At 44.4% G+C, this 24015-nt stretch carries 21 protein-coding genes; 10 read left to right on the top strand and 11 right to left on the bottom strand.

Annotation, left to right across the window (positions count from 1 at the left end):
* Positions 1 to 3 precede the first annotated feature (3 nt).
* From ACED42_RS03505 to folA, 3 genes are read left to right on the top strand one after another with little or no spacing between them, the layout of a single operon-like run.
* On the top strand, positions 4 to 771 hold the full coding sequence (locus ACED42_RS03505; RefSeq protein WP_269335457.1) for a threonine/serine exporter ThrE family protein: 768 nt from the start codon (positions 4 to 6) through the stop codon (positions 769 to 771).
* Positions 771 to 1244 (top strand): threonine/serine exporter family protein, encoded by a 474-nt coding sequence (locus tag ACED42_RS03500; RefSeq protein ID WP_016767785.1) that lies wholly within the window; start codon positions 771 to 773, stop codon positions 1242 to 1244. Before ACED42_RS03505 ends, ACED42_RS03500 begins: the two co-directional genes overlap by 1 nt.
* A gap of 40 nt (positions 1245 to 1284) precedes the next feature.
* On the top strand, positions 1285 to 1764 hold the full coding sequence (gene folA / locus ACED42_RS03495; protein ID WP_076645650.1) for a type 3 dihydrofolate reductase: 480 nt from the start codon (positions 1285 to 1287) through the stop codon (positions 1762 to 1764).
* Between the two features lie 81 nt (positions 1765 to 1845).
* Here the strand turns inward: folA and ACED42_RS03490 are convergent, their stop codons facing one another.
* From ACED42_RS03490 to lptD, 6 genes are all read right to left on the bottom strand, one after another.
* Positions 1846 to 2649 carry a symmetrical bis(5'-nucleosyl)-tetraphosphatase gene (locus tag ACED42_RS03490; RefSeq protein ID WP_371701430.1) on the bottom strand — a complete coding sequence of 268 codons (804 nt, stop codon included), beginning with the start codon at positions 2647 to 2649 and terminating at the stop codon, positions 1846 to 1848.
* 29 nt (positions 2650 to 2678) lie between these two features.
* Positions 2679 to 3059 (bottom strand): Co2+/Mg2+ efflux protein ApaG, encoded by a 381-nt coding sequence (apaG, locus tag ACED42_RS03485; protein ID WP_009847827.1) that lies wholly within the window; start codon positions 3057 to 3059, stop codon positions 2679 to 2681.
* Positions 3060 to 3140: 81 nt separating this feature from the next.
* Positions 3141 to 3956: a 16S rRNA (adenine(1518)-N(6)/adenine(1519)-N(6))-dimethyltransferase RsmA gene (gene rsmA, locus ACED42_RS03480; protein ID WP_009847826.1), complete on the bottom strand. Its 816-nt coding sequence runs from the start codon at positions 3954 to 3956 to the stop codon at positions 3141 to 3143.
* A complete protein-coding gene (gene pdxA, locus ACED42_RS03475) occupies positions 3953 to 4942 on the bottom strand; it encodes a 4-hydroxythreonine-4-phosphate dehydrogenase PdxA (protein ID WP_032499217.1) in 990 nt (329 codons plus the stop codon). The genes rsmA and pdxA overlap by 4 nt, the downstream gene beginning before the upstream one ends.
* Positions 4932 to 6227: a peptidylprolyl isomerase SurA gene (surA, locus tag ACED42_RS03470; RefSeq protein ID WP_371701428.1), complete on the bottom strand. Its 1296-nt coding sequence runs from the start codon at positions 6225 to 6227 to the stop codon at positions 4932 to 4934. Before surA ends, pdxA begins: the two co-directional genes overlap by 11 nt.
* A gap of 43 nt (positions 6228 to 6270) precedes the next feature.
* On the bottom strand, positions 6271 to 8655 hold the full coding sequence (gene lptD / locus ACED42_RS03465) for an LPS assembly protein LptD (protein ID WP_371701426.1): 2385 nt from the start codon (positions 8653 to 8655) through the stop codon (positions 6271 to 6273).
* A 149-nt stretch (positions 8656 to 8804) separates the two neighbouring features.
* Here lptD and djlA point away from each other — a divergent pair, with 149 nt between their 5' ends.
* Together djlA and ACED42_RS03455 are read left to right on the top strand one after the other, a co-directional pair.
* On the top strand, positions 8805 to 9659 hold the full coding sequence (gene djlA, locus ACED42_RS03460; RefSeq protein ID WP_102543954.1) for a co-chaperone DjlA: 855 nt from the start codon (positions 8805 to 8807) through the stop codon (positions 9657 to 9659).
* A 57-nt stretch (positions 9660 to 9716) separates the two neighbouring features.
* Positions 9717 to 10262, top strand: a complete 546-nt coding sequence (locus tag ACED42_RS03455) for a DUF924 family protein (RefSeq protein WP_371701424.1) — start codon at positions 9717 to 9719, stop codon at positions 10260 to 10262.
* Between the two features lie 102 nt (positions 10263 to 10364).
* Here ACED42_RS03455 and ACED42_RS03450 read toward each other — a convergent pair whose 3' ends face one another.
* The 5 genes from ACED42_RS03450 to leuA form a co-directional block, all read right to left on the bottom strand.
* Positions 10365 to 11147 (bottom strand): DUF547 domain-containing protein, encoded by a 783-nt coding sequence (locus tag ACED42_RS03450; protein ID WP_371701422.1) that lies wholly within the window; start codon positions 11145 to 11147, stop codon positions 10365 to 10367.
* 157 nt (positions 11148 to 11304) lie between these two features.
* Positions 11305 to 11907 (bottom strand): 3-isopropylmalate dehydratase small subunit, encoded by a 603-nt coding sequence (gene leuD, locus ACED42_RS03445; protein WP_371701420.1) that lies wholly within the window; start codon positions 11905 to 11907, stop codon positions 11305 to 11307.
* Between the two features lie 14 nt (positions 11908 to 11921).
* Positions 11922 to 13334 (bottom strand): 3-isopropylmalate dehydratase large subunit, encoded by a 1413-nt coding sequence (gene leuC / locus ACED42_RS03440; protein WP_371701418.1) that lies wholly within the window; start codon positions 13332 to 13334, stop codon positions 11922 to 11924.
* Between the two features lie 117 nt (positions 13335 to 13451).
* Complete coding sequence (leuB, locus tag ACED42_RS03435; protein ID WP_371701416.1) at positions 13452 to 14543, bottom strand: 3-isopropylmalate dehydrogenase; 1092 nt, start codon at positions 14541 to 14543, stop codon at positions 13452 to 13454.
* A 97-nt stretch (positions 14544 to 14640) separates the two neighbouring features.
* Entirely contained in the window at positions 14641 to 16188 is a 1548-nt protein-coding gene (gene leuA, locus ACED42_RS03430) for a 2-isopropylmalate synthase (RefSeq protein WP_009847816.1), read from the bottom strand.
* Positions 16189 to 16756: 568 nt separating this feature from the next.
* On the opposite strand from leuA, the gene ACED42_RS03425 reads away from it, so the two are divergent.
* The 5 genes from ACED42_RS03425 to ACED42_RS03405 all read left to right on the top strand — a co-directional run bounded on the left by ACED42_RS03425 (position 16757) and on the right by ACED42_RS03405 (position 23820).
* Complete coding sequence (locus ACED42_RS03425) at positions 16757 to 17416, top strand: TetR/AcrR family transcriptional regulator (protein ID WP_009847815.1); 660 nt, start codon at positions 16757 to 16759, stop codon at positions 17414 to 17416.
* Positions 17416 to 18753: an efflux RND transporter periplasmic adaptor subunit gene (locus tag ACED42_RS03420; RefSeq protein WP_371701415.1), complete on the top strand. Its 1338-nt coding sequence runs from the start codon at positions 17416 to 17418 to the stop codon at positions 18751 to 18753. The genes ACED42_RS03425 and ACED42_RS03420 overlap by 1 nt, the downstream gene beginning before the upstream one ends.
* Complete coding sequence (locus ACED42_RS03415) at positions 18750 to 21857, top strand: efflux RND transporter permease subunit (RefSeq protein ID WP_371701413.1); 3108 nt, start codon at positions 18750 to 18752, stop codon at positions 21855 to 21857. The genes ACED42_RS03420 and ACED42_RS03415 overlap by 4 nt, the downstream gene beginning before the upstream one ends.
* 288 nt (positions 21858 to 22145) lie before the next feature.
* Positions 22146 to 22670 carry a phosphatase PAP2 family protein gene (locus ACED42_RS03410; RefSeq protein ID WP_371701411.1) on the top strand — a complete coding sequence of 175 codons (525 nt, stop codon included), beginning with the start codon at positions 22146 to 22148 and terminating at the stop codon, positions 22668 to 22670.
* 94 nt (positions 22671 to 22764) lie between these two features.
* Positions 22765 to 23820, top strand: coding sequence for an MJ1255/VC2487 family glycosyltransferase (locus tag ACED42_RS03405; protein WP_371701409.1), 1056 nt, complete (start codon positions 22765 to 22767; stop codon positions 23818 to 23820).
* Positions 23821 to 24015 lie beyond the last annotated feature (195 nt).

The following is a 24015-nucleotide window of genomic DNA, read 5'->3' as shown; positions in this document are numbered from 1 at the left end:
ATCATGGCATCAGAACAAAGAGCGATCTCAAGGTTAGTCGCTCAGTCAGGACAAATGTTATTGGCACACGGCGCCGAGAGCACACTGGTCGGTGATATTATGCGCCGCATCGGTATTGCTTGTGGGGTGAATGAGGTTGAAGTTGCACTGTCAGCCAATGCGTTGGTCGTGACAACAGTAATGGATGATCATTGCATAACGACGACTCGAAGCTGTGCTGATCGTGGCATTAACATGCAGGTTATCACCGACATTCAACGCATTTGCATCATGATGGAGAAGGGAATTCTCGATTATGATTTGGCGTATAAAAAGATTCAAAACATCAGCCCCGAGCGCTACAACCGTTGGTTAGTGGTTGTGATGATAGGGTTGTCGTGCGCCTCTTTTAGCCACCTTGCGGGCGGAGACGGGCAAGTCTTCATGATGACTTTTATTGCTTCAGCTTGCGGCATGATCGTGAGACAAGAAATTGGTCATCGCCATTTTAACCCCTTATTAAACTTTGCTATCACAGCGTTTGTTACGACAACTATTTCAGCGCAAGCGGTTCTTTATAACATCGGTGGCCAACCCACTATCGTGATGGCTTCTTCTGTGCTGATGCTTGTGCCCGGTTTCCCTTTAATTAACTCTGTTGCGGATATGCTTAAAGGCCATATTAATATGGGTCTAGCACGCTTCACCATGGCCAGTTTATTAACGTTGGCAACAAGCTTAGGTATTGTTGCGGCGATGAGCCTTTCAGACGTGTGGGGGTGGGCAAGCTAATGACTATCTTTGAATTATTGGTAGGCCTTCTGAACGATATGTTTTTTGCTGCGATACCTGCCGTCGGCTTTGCATTGGTGTTTAACGTACCACAACGAGCGTTGATCTATTGCGCGCTTGGAGGCTCAATTGGCCACGGTAGCCGTTACTTAATGATGCATTTTGGCATTCCCATTGAATGGGCGACGTTCTTTGCTGCTACATTGGTAGGCATGATAGGGGTGCATTGGTCGCATAAATTGTTAGCGCACCCGAAAGTATTTACTGTTGCAGCCTTGATTCCCATGGTTCCTGGTGTGTTTGCCTTTAAGGCGATGATTGCCATGGTTGAGATCAACCGAGCCGGATACAACCCAGAACTATTGGCATTGTTGATGGAGAACTTTTTGAAATCGATGTTCATTATCGCAGGGCTTGCGGTTGGCTTAGCAGTGCCTGGGCTGTTATTCTACCGTCGTAGACCTATCGTCTAGCTTCAACTTCATTTTCAAGTAAGGACAGGACTTTCGATTTATGATCATCAGCATGATAGCGGCAATGGCGAACAACCGTGTAATTGGTAAAGACAATCAGATGCCTTGGCATTTACCTGCAGATTTCGCATGGTTTAAACGCTCAACTATGGGCAAACCTGTCGTGATGGGACGTAAGACTTACGATTCAATTGGTCGCCCTTTGCCAGGGAGGCTAAACGTTGTAATCAGCCGCGACGAGAGTTTAGAAATCGAAGGCGTAACGACGGTAACTTCGATTGAAAAAGCACTAGAGCTGGTAAGTGATGTTGATGAGGTGATGATCATCGGTGGTGGTTCAATCTATGAAAGCTGCTTACCAAAAGCGAACAAGTTATACCTGACTTATATCGATTTTGATGTGGATGGTGATACTCAATTCCCAGACTGGGGAGAAGGTTGGAAGCAGAGCTTTAATGATACTTATCAAGCGGATGAGAAAAACAAGCACGATATGGAGTTTGTGGTTCTCGAGCGTTAACTGTGGTTATTAAGAGTTAGGCTCTGAAAAATACTTGCGTTACTGTACCCAGCTAGCGCAAGTATCTCGTATCTCGTTTTTTTATAGCGCTTTTTGAGTAAAAAACTGTTTGTCTTCCCAGCGAAGTATCGTCAATTCTCCTCCCCAGACGCATCCAGTATCAAGTCCAATTACATCTTTTCCGTTATAGCCTTCAAGCGCAGCCCAGTGCCCAAAAACAACGGTTTTATCAAGCGTAATGCGTTGCGGAAGGTCAAACCATGGCACTAGTGGTTCATCGGTAATTTCATTCGGTGGTAGCTTACATGCCATGTCGAGTCGGCCATCTTCAAAACAGAAGCGCATTCTTGTCAGGCTATTGATCGCATAGCGATAACGTTCGATGTCTTGCAATTCGTTGTTCCAGAGATCTGGCGTGTTGCTGTACATGTTCTCAATAAGCCACTGCCAACGGTCCGATTTCAGTAATGACGTTATCTCTCGATTCTCTGTACGTGCTTGTTCTAAGTCCCATTGAGGTGAGATGCCCGCATGTGTCATGACAAACTCAGGGTGTTCTTGCATCAAGGGGTGTTGTCTTAACCATTCCAGCAATTGGTCACGGTCTTCAGCATCAAGAATTGGTTGAGTCTTGTCTTTTGGTTTGGCTGAAAAGAGGCCTAAGGAGACCGCAAGTAGATGTAAATCATGGTTACCCAATACCACCTTCGCTGAACTGCCAAGGCTACGAACAAAACGTAACGTCTCTAAGGATTTAGGGCCACGAGCAACTATGTCTCCGGCGACCCATAACGTATCTTGTTGTTTATCAAAGTTGATGGTTTCAAGCAGTAACTGAAGTTCGTCGAAGCATCCTTGGATGTCTCCGACAATATAATTCGACACAGCATTTTCCTGTAAGTGGTAGATGTGTACTAGTTAAGAATATTGGGGATGGCCAGTCTAAATGGGTCGACTTCTGTTATGAAATCAATGCCTTTATGATCGGTCATTACATAGTGTCCCTGCATGACTCCCACTGGGGTTTCGATGACGGTGCCACTGGTGTATGTGTATTCGTCATTGGCTTCAATCACAGGTTGCTGTCCAACCACGCCATCACCTTCTATGGTGAGTTGTTTACCGTTGGAATCAGTAATCAGCCAGCGACGAGACATAAGTTGTACTGTTGTTTTACTTAGATTTTTGATGGTAATGATGTAAGCGAAAACGTAGCGATTCTTAGATGGCTCAGATTGTTCTTCAATATATTTAGAATGAACTTGGCATTTGATACAAGGCGTAGATATATCCATATTCGCACCTTTTGTTGTTGGTATGCTTTAAGTATTACATAAAAAATAGGCTCCTCACCGAAGTGTAGGAGCCTTTTTCGATTATTTATCAGCGTTGTGACTGTCGTGCAACCAGTTCGCCATATCGACAAACTGTTCGAGCGTCAGGTTCTCAGGGCGCATGCCAGGGTTTACACCTAGCTCTTCAAGCACTTCCTTGTCGATTAGGCTCTTGTAGCAGTTACGTACTGTTTTACGACGCTGGTTAAAGCCTTCGCGACATACGCGATCTAACCACTTAAGATCTTTTGCCGGGTAAGGCAGTACTTCATAAGGCTGAAGGCGAACGACTGCAGAGTCTACTTTCGGTGGCGGAACAAATGCTGTTGGTGGCACTTCTAAAACAGGAGTGACTTTACAGTAATATTGAGCCATAACCGTTAGACGACCGTAAGCTTTAGTACCAGGACCCGCTGCTAATCGGTTAACGACTTCTTTTTGAAGCATAAAGTGCATGTCTTGCACGTCTTTATGGAACTCAAAAAGGTGGAACATCAATGGTGTAGAGATGTTGTATGGCAAGTTACCGAAGATACGTAGCTTGTTGTTTGGCTTAACAAGTTGTTCGAAATCGAACTTCATTGCATCGCCTTCATAGATCGTTAACTTTTCAGCAAGATCAGGGTGATTACGCAGACGTTCAGCAAGATCTCTATCCAGTTCAATTACTGTGAACTTGTCGACAAGCTTGCCAACAGGCTCAGTAATCGCACCAAGACCGGGGCCGATTTCTACTAAGTTCTGGCCTGGTAGTGGGTTAATACTCGATACGATGCCATCAATAATGTATGGATCGTTAAGGAAGTTTTGACCAAAACGTTTACGCGCTTTGTGCCCTAAGTGGACATCATTTCTCATTGCTTTTTCTCTACTAATTCAATGGCGTGCGTGAGCGCTGTTCTAAAGCTCCCTGTATCGGCTTGGCCTTTCCCAGCCAAGTCTAAGGCGGTACCGTGATCGACTGATGTGCGAATAAACGGTAAGCCAAGCGTGATGTTCACTGAGCGACCAAACCCTTTGTATTTCAATACTGGGAGTACTTGGTCGTGATACATACCTAAAACAGCATCTGCATCTTGCAAATATTTTTCATTAAAGATGGTGTCTGCTGGCAATGGGCCAACTAAATTAATACCATCTTTCTGGCGAATTTTTTCTAGCGTAGGGGTGATAGTTTCTATCTCTTCACGACCCAAACAACCATCTTCACCAGCATGTGGATTCAAACCACACACGTAGATAGTTGGTTTCTCAATCGCAAATTTTTCAACCAAGTCTTTATGCAGAATAGCAATGATTTGCTCTAATCTGTCTTCGGTCACTGCTTGAGATACATAAGCTAGCGGGATGTGCGTTGTTACTAGAGCAACACGCAGCCCTTCTGTTGCCAACATCATCACGACAAGTGGAGTATTGGACTTCTCTGCAAAGAACTCGGTATGGCCACTAAAAGCAACGCCAGCTCGGTTAATTACACCCTTGTGAACAGGGCCGGTGACAATAGCATCAAATTCATCATTCATACAGCCAATTGCTGCGGTTTCTAAAGTATTTAATACGTAATGACCGTTAGCCTCGTTGAGTTGGCCTGCAACTGCTGTTTCAGCTAGTGGAACGTGTTTCACAACCAATGTTCCAGAGCGTTGAGGTTGCTTGGGCGCGGTTGAATCGTAGTCCAACAGCTCAACCTCAATCCCTAACATTTCAGCTCGCTCTGCTAATAGGCTCTTATCCGAACAAACCACGAGCTGATGTGGCCAGCTTTCTTGGGATAGTGCGAGAGTTAAATCTGGCCCAATTCCCGCCGGTTCACCTGCTGTAATGACAAGGCGTCTAGTTGTCATCTTGGTCATCCTCGACCACTTCAACAAAGGCGCTAGCTCTTACTTCTTGCAGCCAAGCACCGACTTCTTCGTTGAACTTACGGTTAAATAGAATTTGATAAGCTTTGTTTTTCAATGCTGAATCGGTACGGTCGACTTCGCGACGGTCTAGTACTTCAACAATGTGCCAACCGTGCACGGTTTTGAATGGCGCACTGATCTTACCTTCAGGTAGCGTTTCTACTTGGTGTTTGAACTCAGGAACGTATAAATCTGGAGTTTGGTAGCCTAACTCACCATCTTGTACTGCTGAACCTGGATCTTGGCTGTATTGCTGTGCAAGATCACCAAAGCTCGCTTCACCTGCGTTTACACGACGAGTGATTTCTTCAAGCTGCTCTTTCGCACCGTCATCACTCAAGATAACCGTTGGCTTAATCAAAATATGACGTGCATTAACTTCGGTAACTGCAACGGTTTCCAAACCTTTTACGTCTTCAATTTTTAGAATATGGAAGCCAACACCACTTCGGAAAGGACCGATGATGCTGCCTTTATTCTGCATTTTGATTTGGTCTGCAAAAATCGTAGGCATCTCTTCTTTACGCATCCAACCCCAATCACCACCTTGTAACGCTTTAGGGCCTTTAGAGTATGTATATGCCATGGTGCTAAAGTCTTTGCCGTTGTTTAGCTCTTCCACTAAATCAGTCGCTTGTGCTTCTAATTCTTCTTTGGTTTGGTCATCATTGAATCGCAGTTGAATATGGCCAATTTTGTATTGAACCGTCGCATTGGTTTCTTGCGCTAAGATGTCCGCTAGGTTGTCAACTTCTGCAGGAAGGATATTAATACGACGGCGAACCAAGGCATTACGAGCTTCACTGGCTGCAATCTCTTTTCTTACTTGCTCACGAAATGCATTGTAGCTCAGGCCTTCTTCAGCAACCGATGAAGTCAGTTGCTGTACTGTTTGGTTGTTATCTTTTGCAATGCCTTCAATCGCTTGATCCAGTCGAGCATCATCAATTCGAACCCCAATACGTTCCGCTTCTTGGGTCTGAATTGTATCGATGATCAGCTTTTCTAGAACTTGCTCATTCAATACATCTTGTGATGGTAATGTTTGTCCGCTTTTCTTCGCGTTTGCGCGCAGTGTTTTCATTGAAGTATCAATGTCACTTTGTAAGATCACGCCCTCGTTGACGATTACTTTTACGCTATCGAGTTCAACTGGTGCGGCATAGCTTGTTGATAAAGTACAAGCCGCTGCGATAGCTATTAATGTGCGTTTCCACAATGTCATGTGTAATCCTTTATATTCACCGATGTTTTATCAGTAAAGAAAATTAGTTGTTTAAGAAGAATGGACGACCGTAGCTGAGTGCGTTACCTGAGCTTGTTTCACTTACTTCGCTTGAGTCTGAGCCTATGTTGGTACCAAAGCCAACAATACCGAAGTTAAAGCCAAAGTTTTTCTCGTATACTGGTGTCGCATTCGATGTGTTGATGTAATCACCTTCCCATCTACGTAATTGGTTACTATAGGTGAAGCCGATATACCAACAATCTGACTTGTAATTGAGTTTAGCTAACCACTCAAGGTTCTCTTCGGTTGTTAAATCATAGAAATACTGAGCGCTGGCACTCCACTTACGTGAAATCTGGTAGGCTCCGAGTAATCCTGCTTGAGATATACCATCTTTAGTAATCGATCCAACATTAAAATCAACAGTGTCTTCGATATACTCTTTGGTTACGTAGCGGTAGTTGGTTTGGATATAACCACCAGAAAAACGGTACTCAATGGTGCTGTTGGCTAGTTGCATTGCTGTGGTGTCGATGTCGTACTGCACACCACCATGATAAAACAGGTAGTCGTCGTAATTAAAGTCGACTTCTACAGCCCAAGATGAGTAATTCGAGTTCTTATCTTTAGTATCAAGTGTTAGATGTTGTTTCGTATCTTTGTCGATATAAAAGATCTGTCCAAAAGACACATTGAGTCGCTCTTTATACTCATCATCAAAGAAACGAGATGATGCACCGTAGCTTACTTGGTTAGCTGCAGCGATGCGGTCTACACCACTGTATTTACGGCTTCTAAAGAGACCATAATAATCAGTCTGCAGAAGTGTCGTATCGTAAAGACCAATGTTGTTTTGATCTTCTTTTGGTACGTACAGGTATTGAACTTGGGGTTCTAGAGTTTGAGTGTAGTTACCAATGACCTTGGTATCTCTTTCTAAAACGATACCTGCATGACTCCTAAATTCAGGGATTACTCGACTTACTGATTTTTCTAAATCTTTATATTTGTCACTTGTGGTATCAACACCATCAAGATCTTGTTGGTAGTAAGTACCAAGCAGTCGGGCTTCTGTGGTCCAAGTCCCCCAAGTGTTGCCTACAGGGATTGTAATTCCAGGCTCAACGTGAATACGAGTTGCTGATGGTTTGCCTTTTGCATCGGTATCAAACAGAGACACATGGCTGATCAGATCGAAGTCTAAATACTCCGTTACCTCAGGGGCATAATAGTTGTATTCAAGCTGTGGGAGCAGGCGGTAAGGGAGGTTGTTTTTTGAGTTTGTAAGAACCTGAAAGTCTCGCACAAGTACAGAGGCATCCCAATTTTGAGATCGATAGGTTGCTAGCCCTTCTTGAAGTAACTGACCGTCCTCACGGTTACCAATGCCGCTTCCGTTGACATCTGTGAAGTACTCGATATCGCCAACTTTTGAGTAATCAATTTCAAACAACCAAGATTCTTGGAATATTCCTGAGTGATAAAGTTGAGCCCCCCAACGTTTGCCTTTCTCTGGGTATTTTTTGTCATCAGGCAAGTATTCTGACTTAATTATCCCTGAACCAAAATCGCTTAAATATCTAAATTCACTGTTAAGCTGAGTACCACGCTCTTTCATGTGTTTAAAGGTGGTTTTCAGATCATATTCTGGTGCCAAGTTCCAATAAACCGGGATCTCAAATTCAAAACCATCACTTGAGCCATATGATACCGTCGGATATAAGAAACCTGTTTTACGTGTATCACCAATCGGAACGGTTAAGTAAGGCAGGTAAAAAACAGGAACACTCTGAATTTCAAATCTTGGATTGTAGAACGTAGCCTCTTCTTCATTTTGGTCGACATCGATACTTGATGCTCTTAGTCGCCATGCATTGTCGCCAATAGGGCAAGAGGTGATTGAGCCGTCTTCGATTTCATAGACGGCTTTACCTGTATTCGCGATATAAACCGCCTCTCCTCTGCCTTGCTCACAGAGGAATTCATAATTGGTATTTTCGAGCGTCATTTCATCGGTAGTCAGATTATTGGTTGCTCTTTCTGAAACTGATTTAATTTGACCATCACTAAAGTTTACGTTGCCTTCAGCTACAACGATATTTTCTTGTTGGTGAAGCGTCACATTGTCAGCAAGAATGATTTTGATTCCTTGCGTGACTCTTACATCACCTGAGTAGATTGCCTTGTCGCCATTGATCGCTTCTAAACGATCTGACTCAACGTGAGCTGGCAGTTGTGTATCGTTTTCTGATACGGGTTGAACTCTGCATTGGTCGATAGGATCTTTCGAGGGTTTGATCAAGCATTGACCTATAGCGGGCATTTCCTGCACACTATTATCGGTGGTTGTTTCAGCTTGAGTTGTCGATACGTATAATGCCGTACTTATAGACGCGGCTAACAAGGTGCGGGAAAAAGATTGCATGAAGTTGAACTATCCTGTGTCACTAGATGAAGGGTTGATCTAGTATCAATCCAATTAATAAAGCATTTTCCTTATGATAAAGGAAATATTAGCATTCAGCATCATCAGACAGCATTACTCAGACAAAATTCATAGATAGAGAACACATAATGCAAATATTTGGCAAAATTTTGGGCGCTTTTTTTGGTTTTTTATTTGGGGGGCCGCTCGGTTTAGTTTTTGGCCTATTTTTAGGGCACCAATTTGATAAAGCTCGCCGATTGAACCAATCGGGCTTCAATAGCTCTGGTTTTGGACGAGGTCCAAGCCAAGCTGAAAGGCAAAACGAGTTCTTTAAAGCGGCTTTTGCGGTTATGGGACATGTTGCTAAAGCCAAGGGGCAGGTAACTCCGGAAGAGATTCAGCTCGCTTCTACAATGATGGAGCGCATGAACCTGCATGGCGAGCAACGTAAAGCGGCGCAAGATGCGTTTCGTGATGGCAAAGAAAGTGACTTCCCGTTAAGCGATGTGCTTGAGCGTGTGAAGATCTCATCGGGCGGCCGTTTTGATCTTCTGCAGTTCTTTTTAGAGCTACAGGTATCCGCAGCATTTGCTGATGGCAGCTTGCATCCTAGTGAGCGCCAAGTTCTGCATAAGATAGCGCAAGGTCTTGGCTTTTCTGCAGAACAACTAGAACGCCGTTTACAGATGCAAGAAGCTGCATTCCGTTTTCAACAGCAGGGTGGAAGCTTTGGTGGTCATCAAGGTCACGGGCAGTCATCTGGTTGGCAACAGGCTTCGCAACAAAACCAATTGGCCGATGCGTTTAAAGTTCTTGGTGTGAGTGAAAGTGCCGAGGGTAAAGAGGTGAAGAAAGCTTACCGCAAGCTGATGAATGAACATCACCCAGATAAACTGATGGCGAAGGGTTTACCGCCTGAGATGATGAATGTTGCGAAAGAAAAATCGCAAGAAATTCAAAATGCTTATGACTTGATAAAGAAGGTCAAAGGTTTTAAGTAATCGAACATTAGATCGAGTAATAACAAAGTTACTCGGTTTTTTATTAAAGGGAATTATATGACGGTAATGTATCAGGATGTTCTAGAGTTTTGGTTCGATGAGTTGACGCCTAAAGATTGGTTTACTGGCGGCGCCGAGATTGACACTTTGATAGAGTCTCGATTTTCTGAATTGCATAAAGCAGCCATTCAAGGCGAGCTATTTGAGTGGCGACAAAATGCAGAAGGGCGCTTAGCTGAAATTATCGTGCTTGATCAGTTTTCTCGAAATATTGGTAGAAACAGTCCGACAGCTTTTTCGGCTGACCCGATGGCGTTAGTTCTAGCGCAAGAGGCGGTAGCGGGTGGTTTTGATCACCAGCTTAACGAGCAACAAAAAAGCTTCCTGTATATGCCTTATATGCACAGTGAATCTTTGTTGGTTCATGAACAAGCCGTGGAGCTCTTTTCTCAAACGGGGTTAGAACATAATCTTGATTTTGAGTTTAAGCACAAGGTTATCATTGAGCAGTTTGGTCGCTATCCGCACCGTAATGAGGTGTTAGGGCGAACTTCGACTCCTGAAGAGATTGAGTTCTTGCAGCAACCGGGCTCAAGCTTTTAATTGTAGAAACACAGTTCAATAGATAAAAAGGAGGCAAGTGGTTAATAAAAACCTTTAGCCTCTTTTTTTGTTTGGCTTCATTCATGAGCTTTAACGTTAAAACTAGTTTGCTTGGTTGAGCGACCAATCGTAGTCATAGCTGATTTTGTTAGTATTCGTGACAGGTTGAGTACGATACTGGTCTAGGTGTTGAATGAGTTGTTTTTCTGTACCAAAATCCACAGCAAACCATTCGTAAATCGATGATAGTTGTAGTTTGCTGTTGCTAACCAATACACCCTTATCACTGTTTACATACTCAGATGCAGCAAGCTCCAATAACATATCAGTCTTGTCAGCAGTAAAGGCCTGAGGTTGTAAGTTAGGGCAACCCAAACTCGCACAATTCACCGCATAATGAGTGCGCGGATCTTGCCAAATCGGTCTTAAAATTCGATGTTCAATGTCATTGAGTGTCAGTGACTTCCCGTTAACGACGACGACATCATCTCCCCATGGCCCAAAACTAAATAGTCCGCCAAGTTTAGTGATGGATTTGATCGGGTAGGCATCAAGAATCAAATCGACAGTCACGGCGTTATATAGATTAACCCAATAGGCATACTGCTCCGCTTTTGAATAGTCGAGCGGATTAACCTGTTCTAATCTCTTTATGTACTGCTTGAGTTTGGTCTTATCGGCAGTGCTCACTGCTTTATAGCGAACTAGGGTATTTTGACCTTGTTGAACTAAGTATTTGTCGAGGAATAGCTGCCAATCTTGATGAGATACCTGTTCTAGATTGGTTTCGTTGCTTTGATTCCAGTATGGCCAAAGATCGGATTTAGGCGCAGGCCAAGCTAACGTTGAGAAAAGTAGGCTGACAATAAAAAGTAGTTGTTTCATGGCATTCTCCTGATGACTGACTACTAAGACCTTAAGGCTTACCATTTTCTTTCATTGCTCTTCATTTAAATAAACATATGAAGTTAAGTTAAAAGCTTAGCCAAATAAAAAAAGGTTGGCATTTGGCCAACCTTTAGATTTATTCAGAAACGTCTCATTATTTTAGGAAGCTAGGAATCTTAGCTTCAAACTCAGAGATCTTATCAGCGTGTTGAAGCGTTAGGCCGATGTTATCTAGGCCATTCAGCAAACAGTGACGACGGAACTCATCAATTTCAAACGAGTACTCTTTACCGTTTGCACGGACTTTCATTGCTTCTAGATCAACCGCAATTTCTGCGCCTTCGTTTGCTTCAACGAACTGGAATAGTTCATCGACTTCCTGCTCTGAAAGACGAACAGGCACCATCTGGTTGTTGATTGAGTTTCCGTAGAAAATGTCGGCAAAGCTTGGTGCGATCATTACTTGGATACCGTAATCGGCAAGCGCCCAAGGTGCGTGTTCACGAGATGAACCACAACCAAAGTTTTCACGAGCTAGAAGAATAGAAGCGCCTTTATAGCGTGGTGCATTCATTACAAACTCAGGGTTTGGTTGTTGGCCTGCGTCATCTAGGAAGCGCCAATCGTGGAACAAGTGTTTACCAAAACCGATGCGGTTTACTTTCTGTAGAAACTGCTTTGGAATGATCGCATCAGTATCGATGTTGGCCGTATCTAGAGGAACGACTAATCCGGTGTGTTGTTGAAAACCTGACATGTTAAATCCTCTAATTAAAGTTCACGAATATCGACAAAGTGACCAGCGATTGCTGCTGCGGCTGCCATTGCTGGGCTAACTAGGTGCGTACGACCATCACGGCCTTGGCGACCTTCAAAGTTACGGTTTGATGTAGAGGCACAGCGCTCTTGTGGACCTAGACGGTCGTTGTTCATTGCAAGACACATAGAGCAACCCGGTAGGCGCCATTCAAAGCCTGCTTCGATGAAGATCTTATCTAGGCCTTCAGCTTCAGCTTGTGCTTTTACTTGCTCAGAACCCGGAACGATTAATGCTTGAACATGTTTCGCTACTTGGCGGCCTTTCGCTACTGCTGCAGCTGCACGCATGTCTTCGATACGCGAGTTAGTACAAGAACCTACGAAGACTTTATCGACGTTGTAATCCGATAGAGATTTACCCGCTTCAAGGCCCATGTACGCCAGAGCCTTTTCTGCTGAAGCTTTTTCAACAGGATCTGCAAAGCTTTCTGGTGCAGGGATTGGTGTGTCTACCGAAATAACCTGACCTGGGTTAGTGCCCCAAGTAACTTGCGGTTTGATGTCTGCTGCGTCTAGTGTAACAACCGCATCGAACTCTGCATCAGCATCGGTTTTTAACGTATCCCAGTATTGGATTGCAGCTTCTAAGTCTTCACCTTGTGGAGAGAACTTACGACCTTTGATGTATTCGTATGTCGTTGCATCTGGAGCGATTAAGCCTGCTTTCGCGCCAAGCTCGATTGCCATGTTACATACCGTCATACGGCCTTCCATTGTAAGGTCAGTAATGGCCTCACCACAGAATTCAACCACATAGCCTGTACCGCCAGCGGCTGTTGTCTTGCCGATGATAGCTAGTACGATATCTTTTGCTGTAATGCCTTCAGCGACTTTGCCTTTTACTTCGATCTTCATGGTTTTAGCGCGAGCTTGTTTTAGCGTTTGAGTTGCTAGAACATGTTCGACTTCTGAAGTACCGATACCGAATGCTAATGAACCAAATGCACCATGTGTTGCTGTGTGTGAGTCACCACATACTATGGTCATGCCCGGCAGAGTAATACCTAGCTCAGGGCCCATTACGTGAACAATACCTTGGTATTTATGGTTTAAGTCGTAAAGCGTGACACCAAACTCTTCACAGTTTTTCGATAGCGTTTCCATTTGGATACGAGCCATCTCACCAGAAGCGTTGATGTCTTTTGTTTGTGTCGATACGTTGTGGTCCATGGTCGCAAAAGTTTTGCCTACTTGGCGAACTTTACGACCTTTTTCACGCAGGCCATCAAAGGCTTGTGGCGACGTTACTTCATGGACTAAGTGACGATCGATATAAAGAATTGGCGTTTCGCCCTTCGCTGCAACCGCAACGTGAGCGTCATAAACTTTTTCGTATAAGGTTTTTGCTTGCTGGTTTGTCGACATAGCTTTTCTTCCTTGGGAGCATCAGTCCCAGTGTTTGTTTCGAGCCAAGTCATGCAGTTTACGCTGACTTGGCTTGATATTATTCTTATGTACTTGCTTCTAATCGGAGTATTTAGCTTATGAAGCTAAGATGTACTCTGCGATCTTGTCACCCATTTCAGAGGTAGTCAGTGCTTGGTTCTTACCTGCAAGGTCTGCCGTTAGCTCGCCTGCAGAAAGTGCTTTAGATACCGCGGCTTCAATGTCTTGTGCTGCCGCTTCTTCGCCTAGGCTGTAACGAAGCATTAGCGCTGCCGAAAGGATTTGCGCTACTGGGTTCGCGATGTTCTTACCTGCGATATCTGGAGCACTGCCGCCCGCAGGTTCGTATAAGCCGAAGTTGCTTTCGTTCAAGCTTGCAGAAGGAAGCATGCCCATAGAGCCTGTGATCATTGCACACTCATCAGAGATGATGTCACCGAAGATGTTTGAACAAAGCATCACATCAAACTGAGATGGATCTTTGATTAGCTGCATGGTCGCGTTATCGATGTACATGTGGCTTAGTTTTACATCTGGGTAGTCTTTCGCTACTTCTTCAACCACTTCACGCCATAGGATAGAGCTCTGAAGAACGTTCGCTTTATCGATTGAGTAAACGTTTTTGTTACGTAGACGTGCAGATTCAAACGCAATCTTCGCAATTCGTTCGATTTCGTAACGGTGGTAAACCTCAGTATCAAACGCTTTTTCTGTTGCGCCTTCGCCTTCACGACCTTTAGGTTGACCGAAGTAGATACCGCCTGTTAGTTCACGAACAACAACGATGTCGAACCCGTTTCCTGAAATGTCAGCACGTAGAGGAGAGAAAGACTCTAAACCCTTGTGGATTTGCGCAGGACGTAGATTACAGAACAGTTGGAAGTGTTTACGTAGCGGAAGTAGCGCACCACGTTCAGGTTGGTCGTTTGGTGGAAGATGTTCCCATTTAGGGCCGCCGACAGAACCAAAAAGTACCGCGTCAGATTCTTCACAACCTGCAACTGTTGCTTCTGGAAGTGGACAGCCGTGGTTATCAATTGCGATACCACCAACATCATACTCTTCGCGAGAAAAGCTAATTGCGTGTTTCTTTTCAATCGCGTCTAGCACCTTGTGTGCTTGTTGCATTACTTCTGGGCCAATGCCATCACCAGGTAGTACGGCAATCTTGTATGATTTATTTGTCATGTTAATCCTTTAATTCTTGTTACTGAGCTGTTTGGCTCGTTTTAAATTTTGTCCCTAAAGCCAACAACATCGGCTCTAGGGCTCTGTTATTGGGGTATTAAACTGTCGCGAATTTTTGCTGCTTCATTTCAGCAATAGTGTCTGCGCGTTGAATGCTATTGATAACGTGTAGCAACGCTTGACCAGAAGCTTCAACGATATCGGTTGAAACGCCCGTACCGTGGTACTTACGGCCTTTATAGTTAGCAATGATGTCAGCTTGACCTAAGCCATCTTCACCTTCACCTTTTGCAGTTAGGTCGAACTTATCCAACGCGATTTCGTAGCCTGTTAAGCGGTAGATACATTGGTATAAAGCATCAACCGGGCCGTTGCCGACAGCCGCTTCGCATTTCTCTTCATCACCACATTGCAGTTTGATGCTGGTGGTAGACATAACACTACCAGATTGTACGCTTAGGTAGTTAAGTTTATAGAAGTCATCTTCATCACGTAGATTCGCGAAGTGCATCAATGCTTCTAGGTCGTAATCGAACACTTGTCCTTTACGATCAGCAAGCTTCAAGAAGTCTTCGTACAATGAATCTAGGTTGTACTCATTGTCTTTATAACCCATCGCGTCCATGTGGCTCTTAACAGCTGCTCGGCCACTACGACTTGTTAGGTTTAAGGCTTTGTTTTTCAAGCCAATAGACTCAGGTGTCATGATCTCGTAAGTGTTCTTGTTCTTAAGCATGCCATCTTGGTGAATACCTGAAGAGTGGCTGAATGCGTTAGCACCGACGATTGCTTTATTGTCTTGAATCGGCATGTGGCAAAGTTGGCTAACCAACTTACTGGTACGGTGAATCTCTTTGTGATCCAAGCCAGTATGAACACCCAAAAGCTCTTGGCGAGTTTTGATGATCATTGCAATTTCTTCTAAAGAACAGTTACCTGCACGTTCGCCAATACCGTTGATTGTGCCTTCAATTTGGCGAGCGCCCGCTTGCACAGCAGCAATTGAGTTTGCAACCGACATACCTAAGTCATCGTGACAGTGAACAGAGATGATCGCTTGGTCGATGTTGGGTACGCGATCGAATAGCGTCTTGATAATGCCACCAAACTCATTTGGTACTGTGTAGCCCACTGTGTCTGGAATGTTGATGGTTTTCGCGCCTGCGTTAATCGCGGCTTCAACCATGCGACATAGGTTGTCGATAGGGGTACGGCCGGCATCTTCACAAGAGAATTCAACATCATCGGTATAGTTACGAGCGTGCTTGACTGCTTTCACTGCCATCTCTACTACGTCATCGTAGCTGCGGCGTAATTTGTCTTGTACGTGAACCGTTGATGTTGAGATGAAGGTATGAATACGGAACTGGTCAGCAACTTTAAGCGCTTCGGCAGCGGCATCGATATCTTTCGCTACGGCACGAGAAAGCGCACAAATACGGCTGTCTTTGATGTGTTTAGCGATGGTTTGTACTGACTCAAAATCACCCGGAGAAGAAATAGGGAAGCCAGCTTCGATAACATCTACACCCAGTCTCTCAAGAGCATAAGCGATCTGTAACTTCTCTTTTACCGTAAGGCTTGCAGCCAATGCTTGCTCGCCGTCACGTAAGGTAGTATCAAAAATTATTACTTGATCGTTCATGGGTGCTTCCTTATATCGATAATGAATCGATTGCTATCCAAATTATTATTAAGAATGATGTTCTTTTAAAAGTGCCAGTTACAAAAAAACCCGCTCAGTGCGGGTTTTAATATTTGTGTAGTTCTTGACCCACAACTTACCCGCGCGATTGGTTCACGATAAGGAGAAGTTTCAGCAGTAGAGAAGAAGAAAAAATCATTACACAAATATCCGTAAATAAACTGTTAACACCATATTTACCGTAATTTATTCTGAGCGTCAAACAAGAAAATCCAATATCAGCGTGCATTGGCAGTGTTTTGGTTTTGTTTGTGCTGTTTTTTGTTTAAGTGTTAGCGATATCAACTAAATGGTGGTTTTGTATTGGCGGGTTAGTTTATCGTTTGGCTGATGTGTAGGTTAAAACTTTGTAGTAAATATTTTTAATGGAACGATTCACCAAAAAAATCACAAGCGTGACTAAAGTAATTAATCAATTGATTAAATAGTGAGTAATTAATCTTCTACTGTTATGCCTGTTTATCTCTATAATTAATCGAATGATTAATTATAGAGATAGGTTGATGCCATGACAGCACGAAAAGCGGGGCGACCTCAACAGAACTTAGATGTTCGACAACTATTGATTGAGCATGCTCGTGATCTGTTTGTCGTTCAGTCATACGACAAGGTCTCGACACGCCTGATTGCTGATCGTGCGGGTGTGAACATTGCGATGATCCGTTATTACTTTGGCAGTAAGGCTGGATTATTTGAGGCGATGCTGCGTGAAACGCTACGACCGATGCAATTGCAAATGCAGAGATTGGTTGAAGAAAGCAGCCATGAGAACTTTCTTGATTTAATGCGGACTTACTATAAAGAGATGGTCAAGGTGCCCAAGTTTCCTCGCTTGATTGCTCAAGTGATGAATATGCCTCCCTCTGAAGTGCAAAGAGAGTTGCTCGAAAAGGTTTTTCTCGATGTCGCCAAGCCAGCCCAAGATGTCATTTTTGAAAAGCTGGTTGAACAAGGCATCTTAAAACAGAACATGGATCCAAAATTGTGTCGAGTTTCGTATATAAGCTTGATGGTGTTCCCCTTCATTGCTCCGCCCCCTCTATTAGCAATCCATGGTATTGAGATTAATGAAGAATTTCTTAACCGTTTAATCGAACACAACATTCAATTGATGACCGAAGGCTTTATCAACGCACCGAGCCCTTCTGCAGTGCAGGACAAAAGATAATGAAAATAAATAAAAAACTACTCTTCTTCCCAGCACTTGCGGTTGGTGTCATCGGCCTTGTGACTGCGATTAGCTTAAAGCCGGATCTGCCGACTAAGCCCGCGGGAGATAGGGCTCGTCTAGTCGAAACAGTTAGTTTAGAACAACAAATGATCGCGCCGTTGGCGGTGGGCTTTGGCAAAGTAGTCCCTAAAGTTGAATGGAAAGCCATCGCCGAGGTGACAGGGCAGATTGTTTATCGACATCCAGACCTAGAAAAAGGGCAGATCATTCCAGCGGGAACTGAGGTACTTAAGATCGATCCTTTGGATTACGAGTTGAAGTTGGTACAAGCTGAAGCGGATCTTAAATCAAGCCAGACTTCATTAGCTAAGTTAAACCAAGAAGAAGATAACCTTAAGCAGACCTTAAAGATCGAAAAGAACCGCTTAGTGATCAGCAATAAAGAGCTGCAACGTAAACAAGATCTGCGCAAGAAAGGGCTGACTTCTCAATCGGATGTCGACCTGCAACAACAAAGTGCACTGTCTCAACAGAAGCTTGTATTGGATATTGATAACCAAATTGCATTGATGCCAGATGAAAAGCGTGTTGCGGAAGCCGTGATTAAGGTGAATGTCTCTAAAGTAAAAGAGGCGCAACGCTCTTTAGATAAAACAACCATCACCCTACCTAGAGCGATGAGAATTGCGCAGGTTGATATTGAACAGAACCAAGTGGTTAATCTTCAGCAAGAGATGTTTGTTGCTCACGGGATTAAAGTTATGGAAGTTGAGGCGCAACTCTCTATTCACGATATGCAAACTTTAGCCTCAAGCTTTACTCAATTCCCTCGTGATGCCGCAGGCATACCAAACCCTTATGAAGCGCCGATCAAAGCAAGTATTCAGCTAAACAGTGGCAGCCTTAACCTCAATTGGCCTGCAAAGGTGGCGAGAATCAGTGAGACGGTTGATGAGAACCAAGCGACAGCAGGGATCATTCTTGAAATCGCTCAAGACTACTCACAACTGCAACCAGACAGCGCTCCTCCGTTGGTCAATGGTATGTTTGTTAAAGCGGAGATTGAAGGTGTCGCGAATCTGAGTTGGGTTGTGCCTGAGCGAGCACTGCATGGTGATAAGGTTTACCTGATGGACGACAATCAGCGTTTGCAAGTGGTGAATGTTGAAGTGCTTTATCGCAGAGACAATCAAGTGGTTGTGAGTGGTGAGCTACAAACGGGAGATAAACTGGTTCTCAATGATGTCCTGCCAGCAATCGAAGGCATGTTACTGAAAGAGTCGAACTCTGAAGAGGCTGAGCTTGAATCAGATACTCAGGAGAGTGCGTCATGATCAAGTTTTTCTCTCGGCACCCAACAGCAGCAAACTTGTTGATGCTTGGGTTGTTGATTTTGGGTATAAGCTCACTATCAACCATCAAACGTGAAACCTTTCCTGCCTATGATCCACCTTACATTATGGCGGCGATCGTTTATCCCGGCGCATCACCACAAGAAGTGGAAGAGAGCTTATGTGTGCGAATGGAAGATGCAGTAGACGGCTTAGCCAACATTGAAGAGACTCAGTGTGAAGCCATCGAAGGCAGCGCTCGTTTAATTCTCAAGTTAAATGAGAAAGCGGACATTGGCCGAATGCTGGTGGACGTTCAAACTCAGATCAACTCGATCAATGATTTCCCTAGTGAGATTGAATCTCCGGTTGTTCAAGAGTTGGATTGGAATGAACCGGTAGTTGATATCGCGATTACAGCCGAAACCTCATGGCCTGAACTCAAAGCTTACGCCGAAGATCTCAAACGAACCATGAAGCTCGATTACGACGTTTCTTTAGTCGAAGTTAGTGGTTTTTCCGATCACCAATATCGTGTCGAACTGGATACCCAAGCCATTCGCCAGTTGGGTTTGAGTGTCGGTGATATCGCCGACCAAATTGGCCGTCAGAATGTAAAACTGCCAAGCGGTAACGTTGAGACGCCAGACAAAAATTTTCTGATTCGTTTTGATGAGAGACGAATTACACCGGTTGAGCTGGAAAGTATTGTGGTTGGATCTGCGCCTAATGGCTCGGTGATTCGTTTGAGAGACATAGCCAAAATAACCGACCGCTTTGAGCTTGATGAACAGAAGGTTCTATTTGATGGTAAGCCATCGGCTCTGTTGAAAATCAGTAAGAATAAAGAAGATGATGCGTTACGAATCAAAGAGAACGTGACGCGTTTCGTTGAAGATCAGAGCGCGATTGCCCCTGATGGCGTGACGCTACAAATGACCAACGATCTCTCCTCTGTGCTGTGGGATCGCCTAACCATGATGGTGCGCAATGGCTGGCAAGGTATTGTTCTGGTATTTGCCACCATGTGGTTGTTCTTCAGTTTGCGTTATTCATTCTGGGTAGCTGCTGGTCTGCCGGTAGCCTTCCTTGGTGGCTTGTTCTTAATGGCTAACTTGGGCTTGTCGATTAACATCATGTCATTGGTCGGTTTATTAATGGCGATTGGTATCATGATGGACGACGCCATCGTGATAGCCGAATCGATAGCCTCCCATTTAGATAGGGGACAAAGCGTTGATGATGCGGTGTACAACGGCGTAAAGAAAGTGCTTCCCGGAGTACTGTCTTCTTTCCTAACCACGGTGTGTATTTTCGGTAGCTTACTGTTCCTTGATGGGGAAATGGGCGCGGTGCTTAAAGCGGTGCCTCAGGTGCTTATCTTGGTGTTGTCGCTGAGCTTAATCGAGGCGTTTCTTATTCTACCAAATCACTTATCTCATTCATTACACAAAGAAAAAAATGATAAGCCAGCGCTGCGCTTTAAAGTTGTGTTGTTAGAGAAGTTCGAGAACTTTCGTAATACCATCTTGATGAACATGGTTGAGAAGGTCGTGACGTTCCGCTACGCCTTTATGGGGGGAGTGATAACCTTATTACTTCTATCTATCTCCTTGATTGCTGGTGGTGTTGTCAAATTCCAACCATTTCCTGAGTTGGATGGTGATATTGCCGAGGCTCGCATCATTCTTCCACCGGGCGCATCACTGTCTCAAACCGAGAAAGTGGTCCATAAAATAGTCGCATCTGCTGAACGTTTGAATGAGCAGTGGAGTGAAGACGTCGAGGACGGTAATAGATTGGTTGAGCATATCACCAGCCAATTCAATGCAAACGCGGATGCCAATGAATCAGGCCCACATTTAGCCACTGTGCGCTTAGACTTGCGTGGTGCAGAAAGTCGCAACACGGTGATCGATGATTTCATTGATGCATGGCGGGAAGACATCGGCGATTTGGCGGACCCTATCTCGCTGGTTTTCAAACAACCGACGATGGGGCCGGGTGGTCGTGCTATCGAAATCCGCGCCAAACATGATGATCTTGCTGCATTGAAATCGGCTTCTTTGGATATTCAGGAGTACCTTAATCAGTTTGATGGTGTGCATGGTGTTCTTGATGACATGCGCATGGGTAAGGAAGAGATCTTAGTTAAACTTCGCCCAGGTGCGGAAACCTACAATGTGAATGGGCAGATGATTGCTTCCCAATTGCGTGCGGCCTTCTTTGGTCAGACTGCGGATGAAATCCAAATTGGGGTTGAGAACATTTCGATTGAGGTACGCCTTGATAAAGAACAAGCGGGTGATTTACAGCAACTGGCTAACTTCCCAATCATCACCGCAGATGGCAGCCAGATCCCGCTAGCGACATTGGCAACGTTAGATTTCCAGCGTAACTACGTACGAATCCAACGTATCGATGGGCTGAGAACCATCAGTATCTTTGGTGACATCGATAATAAGAAGGCGAGCTCTTCCGCGATTTTGGCTCAGTTTCAAAAAGAAGAAGCCGCTAAGCTGATTCAAAAATACCCAGGCTTACGTTTTGATTTTGAAGGGGAAGCCAAAGATGCCGCGAAGACAGGAGCCTCAATGGGTAAAGGCTTCCTACTGGGTTTATTCGGTGTGTTTGCGATTCTGAGTTATCAGTTCCGAAGCTACTTGGAACCGGTCGTCGTAATGTTAGCGATTCCACTGGCCTTTATTGGGGTAGTTGTTGGTCACTGGCTGTTAGGGCACGCGTTAAGTATGCCGAGCATGATGGGCTTTGTGTCGCTTGCTGGTATTGTGGTTAATGATTCCATCTTGTTGGTGCAGTACATTCGTCACCATGTCGATGAAGGAGATAGCGTGCATGACTCGGTGGTGAAAGCCAGTCGCGAGCGTTTCCGGGCGGTATTTTTGACATCAATGACGACCGCCGCTGGTTTGCTACCGCTGTTGACGGAAACTAGCTTACAGGCTCAGGTTATCCAGCCTCTGGTTATTTCGATCGTGTTTGGCATATTTGCTTCAACCTTACTGGTGCTGTTTATGATCCCTGCTGCCTACGCCATATTGGCGGATTTTAGGTTGGTCAAAAAGCATGAGCCATTAGCGCTATAACCTTTAGCGCTATTATCATTAGTCAGCACTATTATCATTAGCGAACGCTATAACCATTAACACGATAGAAGTAGTGTTTGCTTATATAAAGAAGTGAAAACATAGAAGAATAAAGCGGCCTTGGGTCGCTTTATTTTTATCGGCAGCTTCTTGGCTCCCATCAGCTTACTTAGCGAAAGCGGTCAATTCGCTTCAAAATTCATTTTAGTTCATTCAAAACGTCACCTAACTGTCATTTCAGGGGCATACCTTGAGCCTTAACTGAATAAGGATTGTTAAGGAGATCGTATGCGTACTATCGAACCTATTGTCCGCTGGGATGTGGCATTTTCTGTTTTCTGTTTGAAGAACCGTTATAGCGGGCAACATGCAACATTGAGTAAAGCGGTGTCTCATACCGGGGATGGTCATCTATATGTGTTGATCGCTCTGATTGCGCTGTTAGCTGATGGCTACACAGGTCGTGAATTTTTAATGGTTGGTCTAGCCGCTTTTGCGATAGAGCTACCGATTTATTGGGTAGCCAAAAACACCCTAAAGCGCCGCAGACCCGCTGAATTCTCTTCATTATTTCACTCTCACATTGTGCCGTCAGATAAATACAGCCTGCCATCTGGGCACTCCGCTGCTGCATTTGTTATGGCGACTCTAATCGGACATTTTTATCCAAGTCTCTATCTCTTTAGCTTGATTTGGGCGACAGCGATTGCAGGCTCTCGAATCCTACTCGGTGTGCACTTTTTAACGGACGTACTGATTGGCGCAGCGCTAGGTATAGCGTGCACAAGCCTAGCCATTTACTTCATTTTATAGCGCTTAGTCGTATGGCTGTTTGTTCTGTTGTTCATATTAAAAAGACACAGGCAAAGACAGCAGAGCTCGAATTATTAATCTTCAAGGAACCTGAATGAAAATTTTATATGGCGTACAAGGTACAGGGAATGGTCACATCGCTCGTGCGAGAGCAATGGCTGTCGCGTTTCGCCAACATAATATTGATGTCGACTTTCTGTTCTCTGGGCGAGACGAGAGTAAATTCTTTTCGATGGAAGCGTTTGGCAACTATCAGACCCGTAGCGGTTTAACTTTTTACAGCGAGCAGGGGAAGGTTAAATACGGCAAGACATTCATCGAGAACAACATCTGGCGATTTCTCCGCGAGGTTAACCAGCTCGATCTTACGCCTTATGATTTAGTGATTAATGATTTTGAACCTGTGACTGCATGGGCGGCTAAGAGGCAAGGTGTGCCGTGTATTGGTATAAGCCACCAGAATGCGTTCCGCTATGATGTACCTAAAGAAGGGGGCAACTGGATTGAACATTCCGTTATTCAACATTTCGCCCCAACTGAGCACTCTATTGGTTTGCACTGGTATCACTTTGAACAGCCAATATTGCCACCTATCGTTCACACGCCTGCGTGTGATGAGCGAGCTAAAGCAACACAAGACTTCACCTTGGTTTATCTACCATTTGAGGATCTTGATGCTATCTCTGAGTTGTTGATGAAGTTTGTTTCTCATCACTTTGTCTGTTATCACCCGAATGTGATTGAGCATAGCCGAGTCGAAAATATAGAGTTCAAACCACTCAGTCATGCCGGCTTCCAATTCGATCTCAATCAGTGCTCTGGTGTGGTGGCCAACGGCGGTTTTGAATTGCCATCTGAAGCCTTAACTTTAGGTAAGAAGTTGCTTCTTAAGCCTCTTGAGGGACAGTTCGAACAACAAAGTAATGTGGCGACGCTTGAAGCGCTCGGGTTGGCTCAAACCATGAGTTTTTTAGACGCGGCTATCTTGCGTAGTTGGCTCGGTGAAAAGCAGGCTGAAAGGGTTACTTACCCTGACGTGGCAAGTGCACTTGTTGAGTGGGTTTTGGCGGGCAAATGGTCTAACCAAGATGACTTGAGAAAGCAACTTTGGGATAAGGTGGATTTTCCTAGTTATGCATCACTCACGTAACCCATAAGTGTTATTTCTGAATTGCCTAGCTGAACGATTCACGAGTTCAATAATTTGTAACAAATGTAACCAAAACGATAGGACAGCTAAATAAGTCGAAATGAAACTCATAAGTGACGCATTTTATGTTTTTTTATAACTCCATAAGCAACTGATTTTTAGGTGTTGTTTAATCATTAAGGTAAAATTAAATTA

Origin of the sequence: Vibrio sp. FF145, from assembly GCF_041439075.1 — a bacterium.
In the GTDB taxonomy this organism is placed as follows: domain Bacteria; phylum Pseudomonadota; class Gammaproteobacteria; order Enterobacterales; family Vibrionaceae; genus Vibrio; species Vibrio tasmaniensis_A.
The sequence above is the reverse complement of the archived record's forward strand: the minus strand, read 5'-3'. Positions and strand labels throughout refer to the sequence as shown.

Coding starts and splice junctions, on each gene's coding strand:
- ACED42_RS03505 (WP_269335457.1), top strand. CDS start 4: ATGGCATCAGAACAAAGAGCGATCTCAAGGTTAGTCGCTCAGTCAGGA.
- ACED42_RS03500 (WP_016767785.1), top strand. CDS start 771: ATGACTATCTTTGAATTATTGGTAGGCCTTCTGAACGATATGTTTTTT.
- folA (WP_076645650.1), top strand. CDS start 1,285: ATGATCATCAGCATGATAGCGGCAATGGCGAACAACCGTGTAATTGGT.
- apaG (WP_009847827.1), bottom strand. CDS start 3,059: ATGGATATATCTACGCCTTGTATCAAATGCCAAGTTCATTCTAAATAT.
- rsmA (WP_009847826.1), bottom strand. CDS start 3,956: ATGAGAAATGATGTCCACTTAGGGCACAAAGCGCGTAAACGTTTTGGT.
- pdxA (WP_032499217.1), bottom strand. CDS start 4,942: ATGACAACTAGACGCCTTGTCATTACAGCAGGTGAACCGGCGGGAATT.
- surA (WP_371701428.1), bottom strand. CDS start 6,227: ATGACATTGTGGAAACGCACATTAATAGCTATCGCAGCGGCTTGTACT.
- lptD (WP_371701426.1), bottom strand. CDS start 8,655: ATGCAATCTTTTTCCCGCACCTTGTTAGCCGCGTCTATAAGTACGGCA.
- djlA (WP_102543954.1), top strand. CDS start 8,805: ATGCAAATATTTGGCAAAATTTTGGGCGCTTTTTTTGGTTTTTTATTT.
- ACED42_RS03455 (WP_371701424.1), top strand. CDS start 9,717: ATGACGGTAATGTATCAGGATGTTCTAGAGTTTTGGTTCGATGAGTTG.
- ACED42_RS03450 (WP_371701422.1), bottom strand. CDS start 11,147: ATGAAACAACTACTTTTTATTGTCAGCCTACTTTTCTCAACGTTAGCT.
- leuD (WP_371701420.1), bottom strand. CDS start 11,907: ATGTCAGGTTTTCAACAACACACCGGATTAGTCGTTCCTCTAGATACG.
- leuC (WP_371701418.1), bottom strand. CDS start 13,334: ATGTCGACAAACCAGCAAGCAAAAACCTTATACGAAAAAGTTTATGAC.
- leuB (WP_371701416.1), bottom strand. CDS start 14,543: ATGACAAATAAATCATACAAGATTGCCGTACTACCTGGTGATGGCATT.
- leuA (WP_009847816.1), bottom strand. CDS start 16,188: ATGAACGATCAAGTAATAATTTTTGATACTACCTTACGTGACGGCGAG.
- ACED42_RS03425 (WP_009847815.1), top strand. CDS start 16,757: ATGACAGCACGAAAAGCGGGGCGACCTCAACAGAACTTAGATGTTCGA.
- ACED42_RS03420 (WP_371701415.1), top strand. CDS start 17,416: ATGAAAATAAATAAAAAACTACTCTTCTTCCCAGCACTTGCGGTTGGT.
- ACED42_RS03415 (WP_371701413.1), top strand. CDS start 18,750: ATGATCAAGTTTTTCTCTCGGCACCCAACAGCAGCAAACTTGTTGATG.
- ACED42_RS03410 (WP_371701411.1), top strand. CDS start 22,146: ATGCGTACTATCGAACCTATTGTCCGCTGGGATGTGGCATTTTCTGTT.
- ACED42_RS03405 (WP_371701409.1), top strand. CDS start 22,765: ATGAAAATTTTATATGGCGTACAAGGTACAGGGAATGGTCACATCGCT.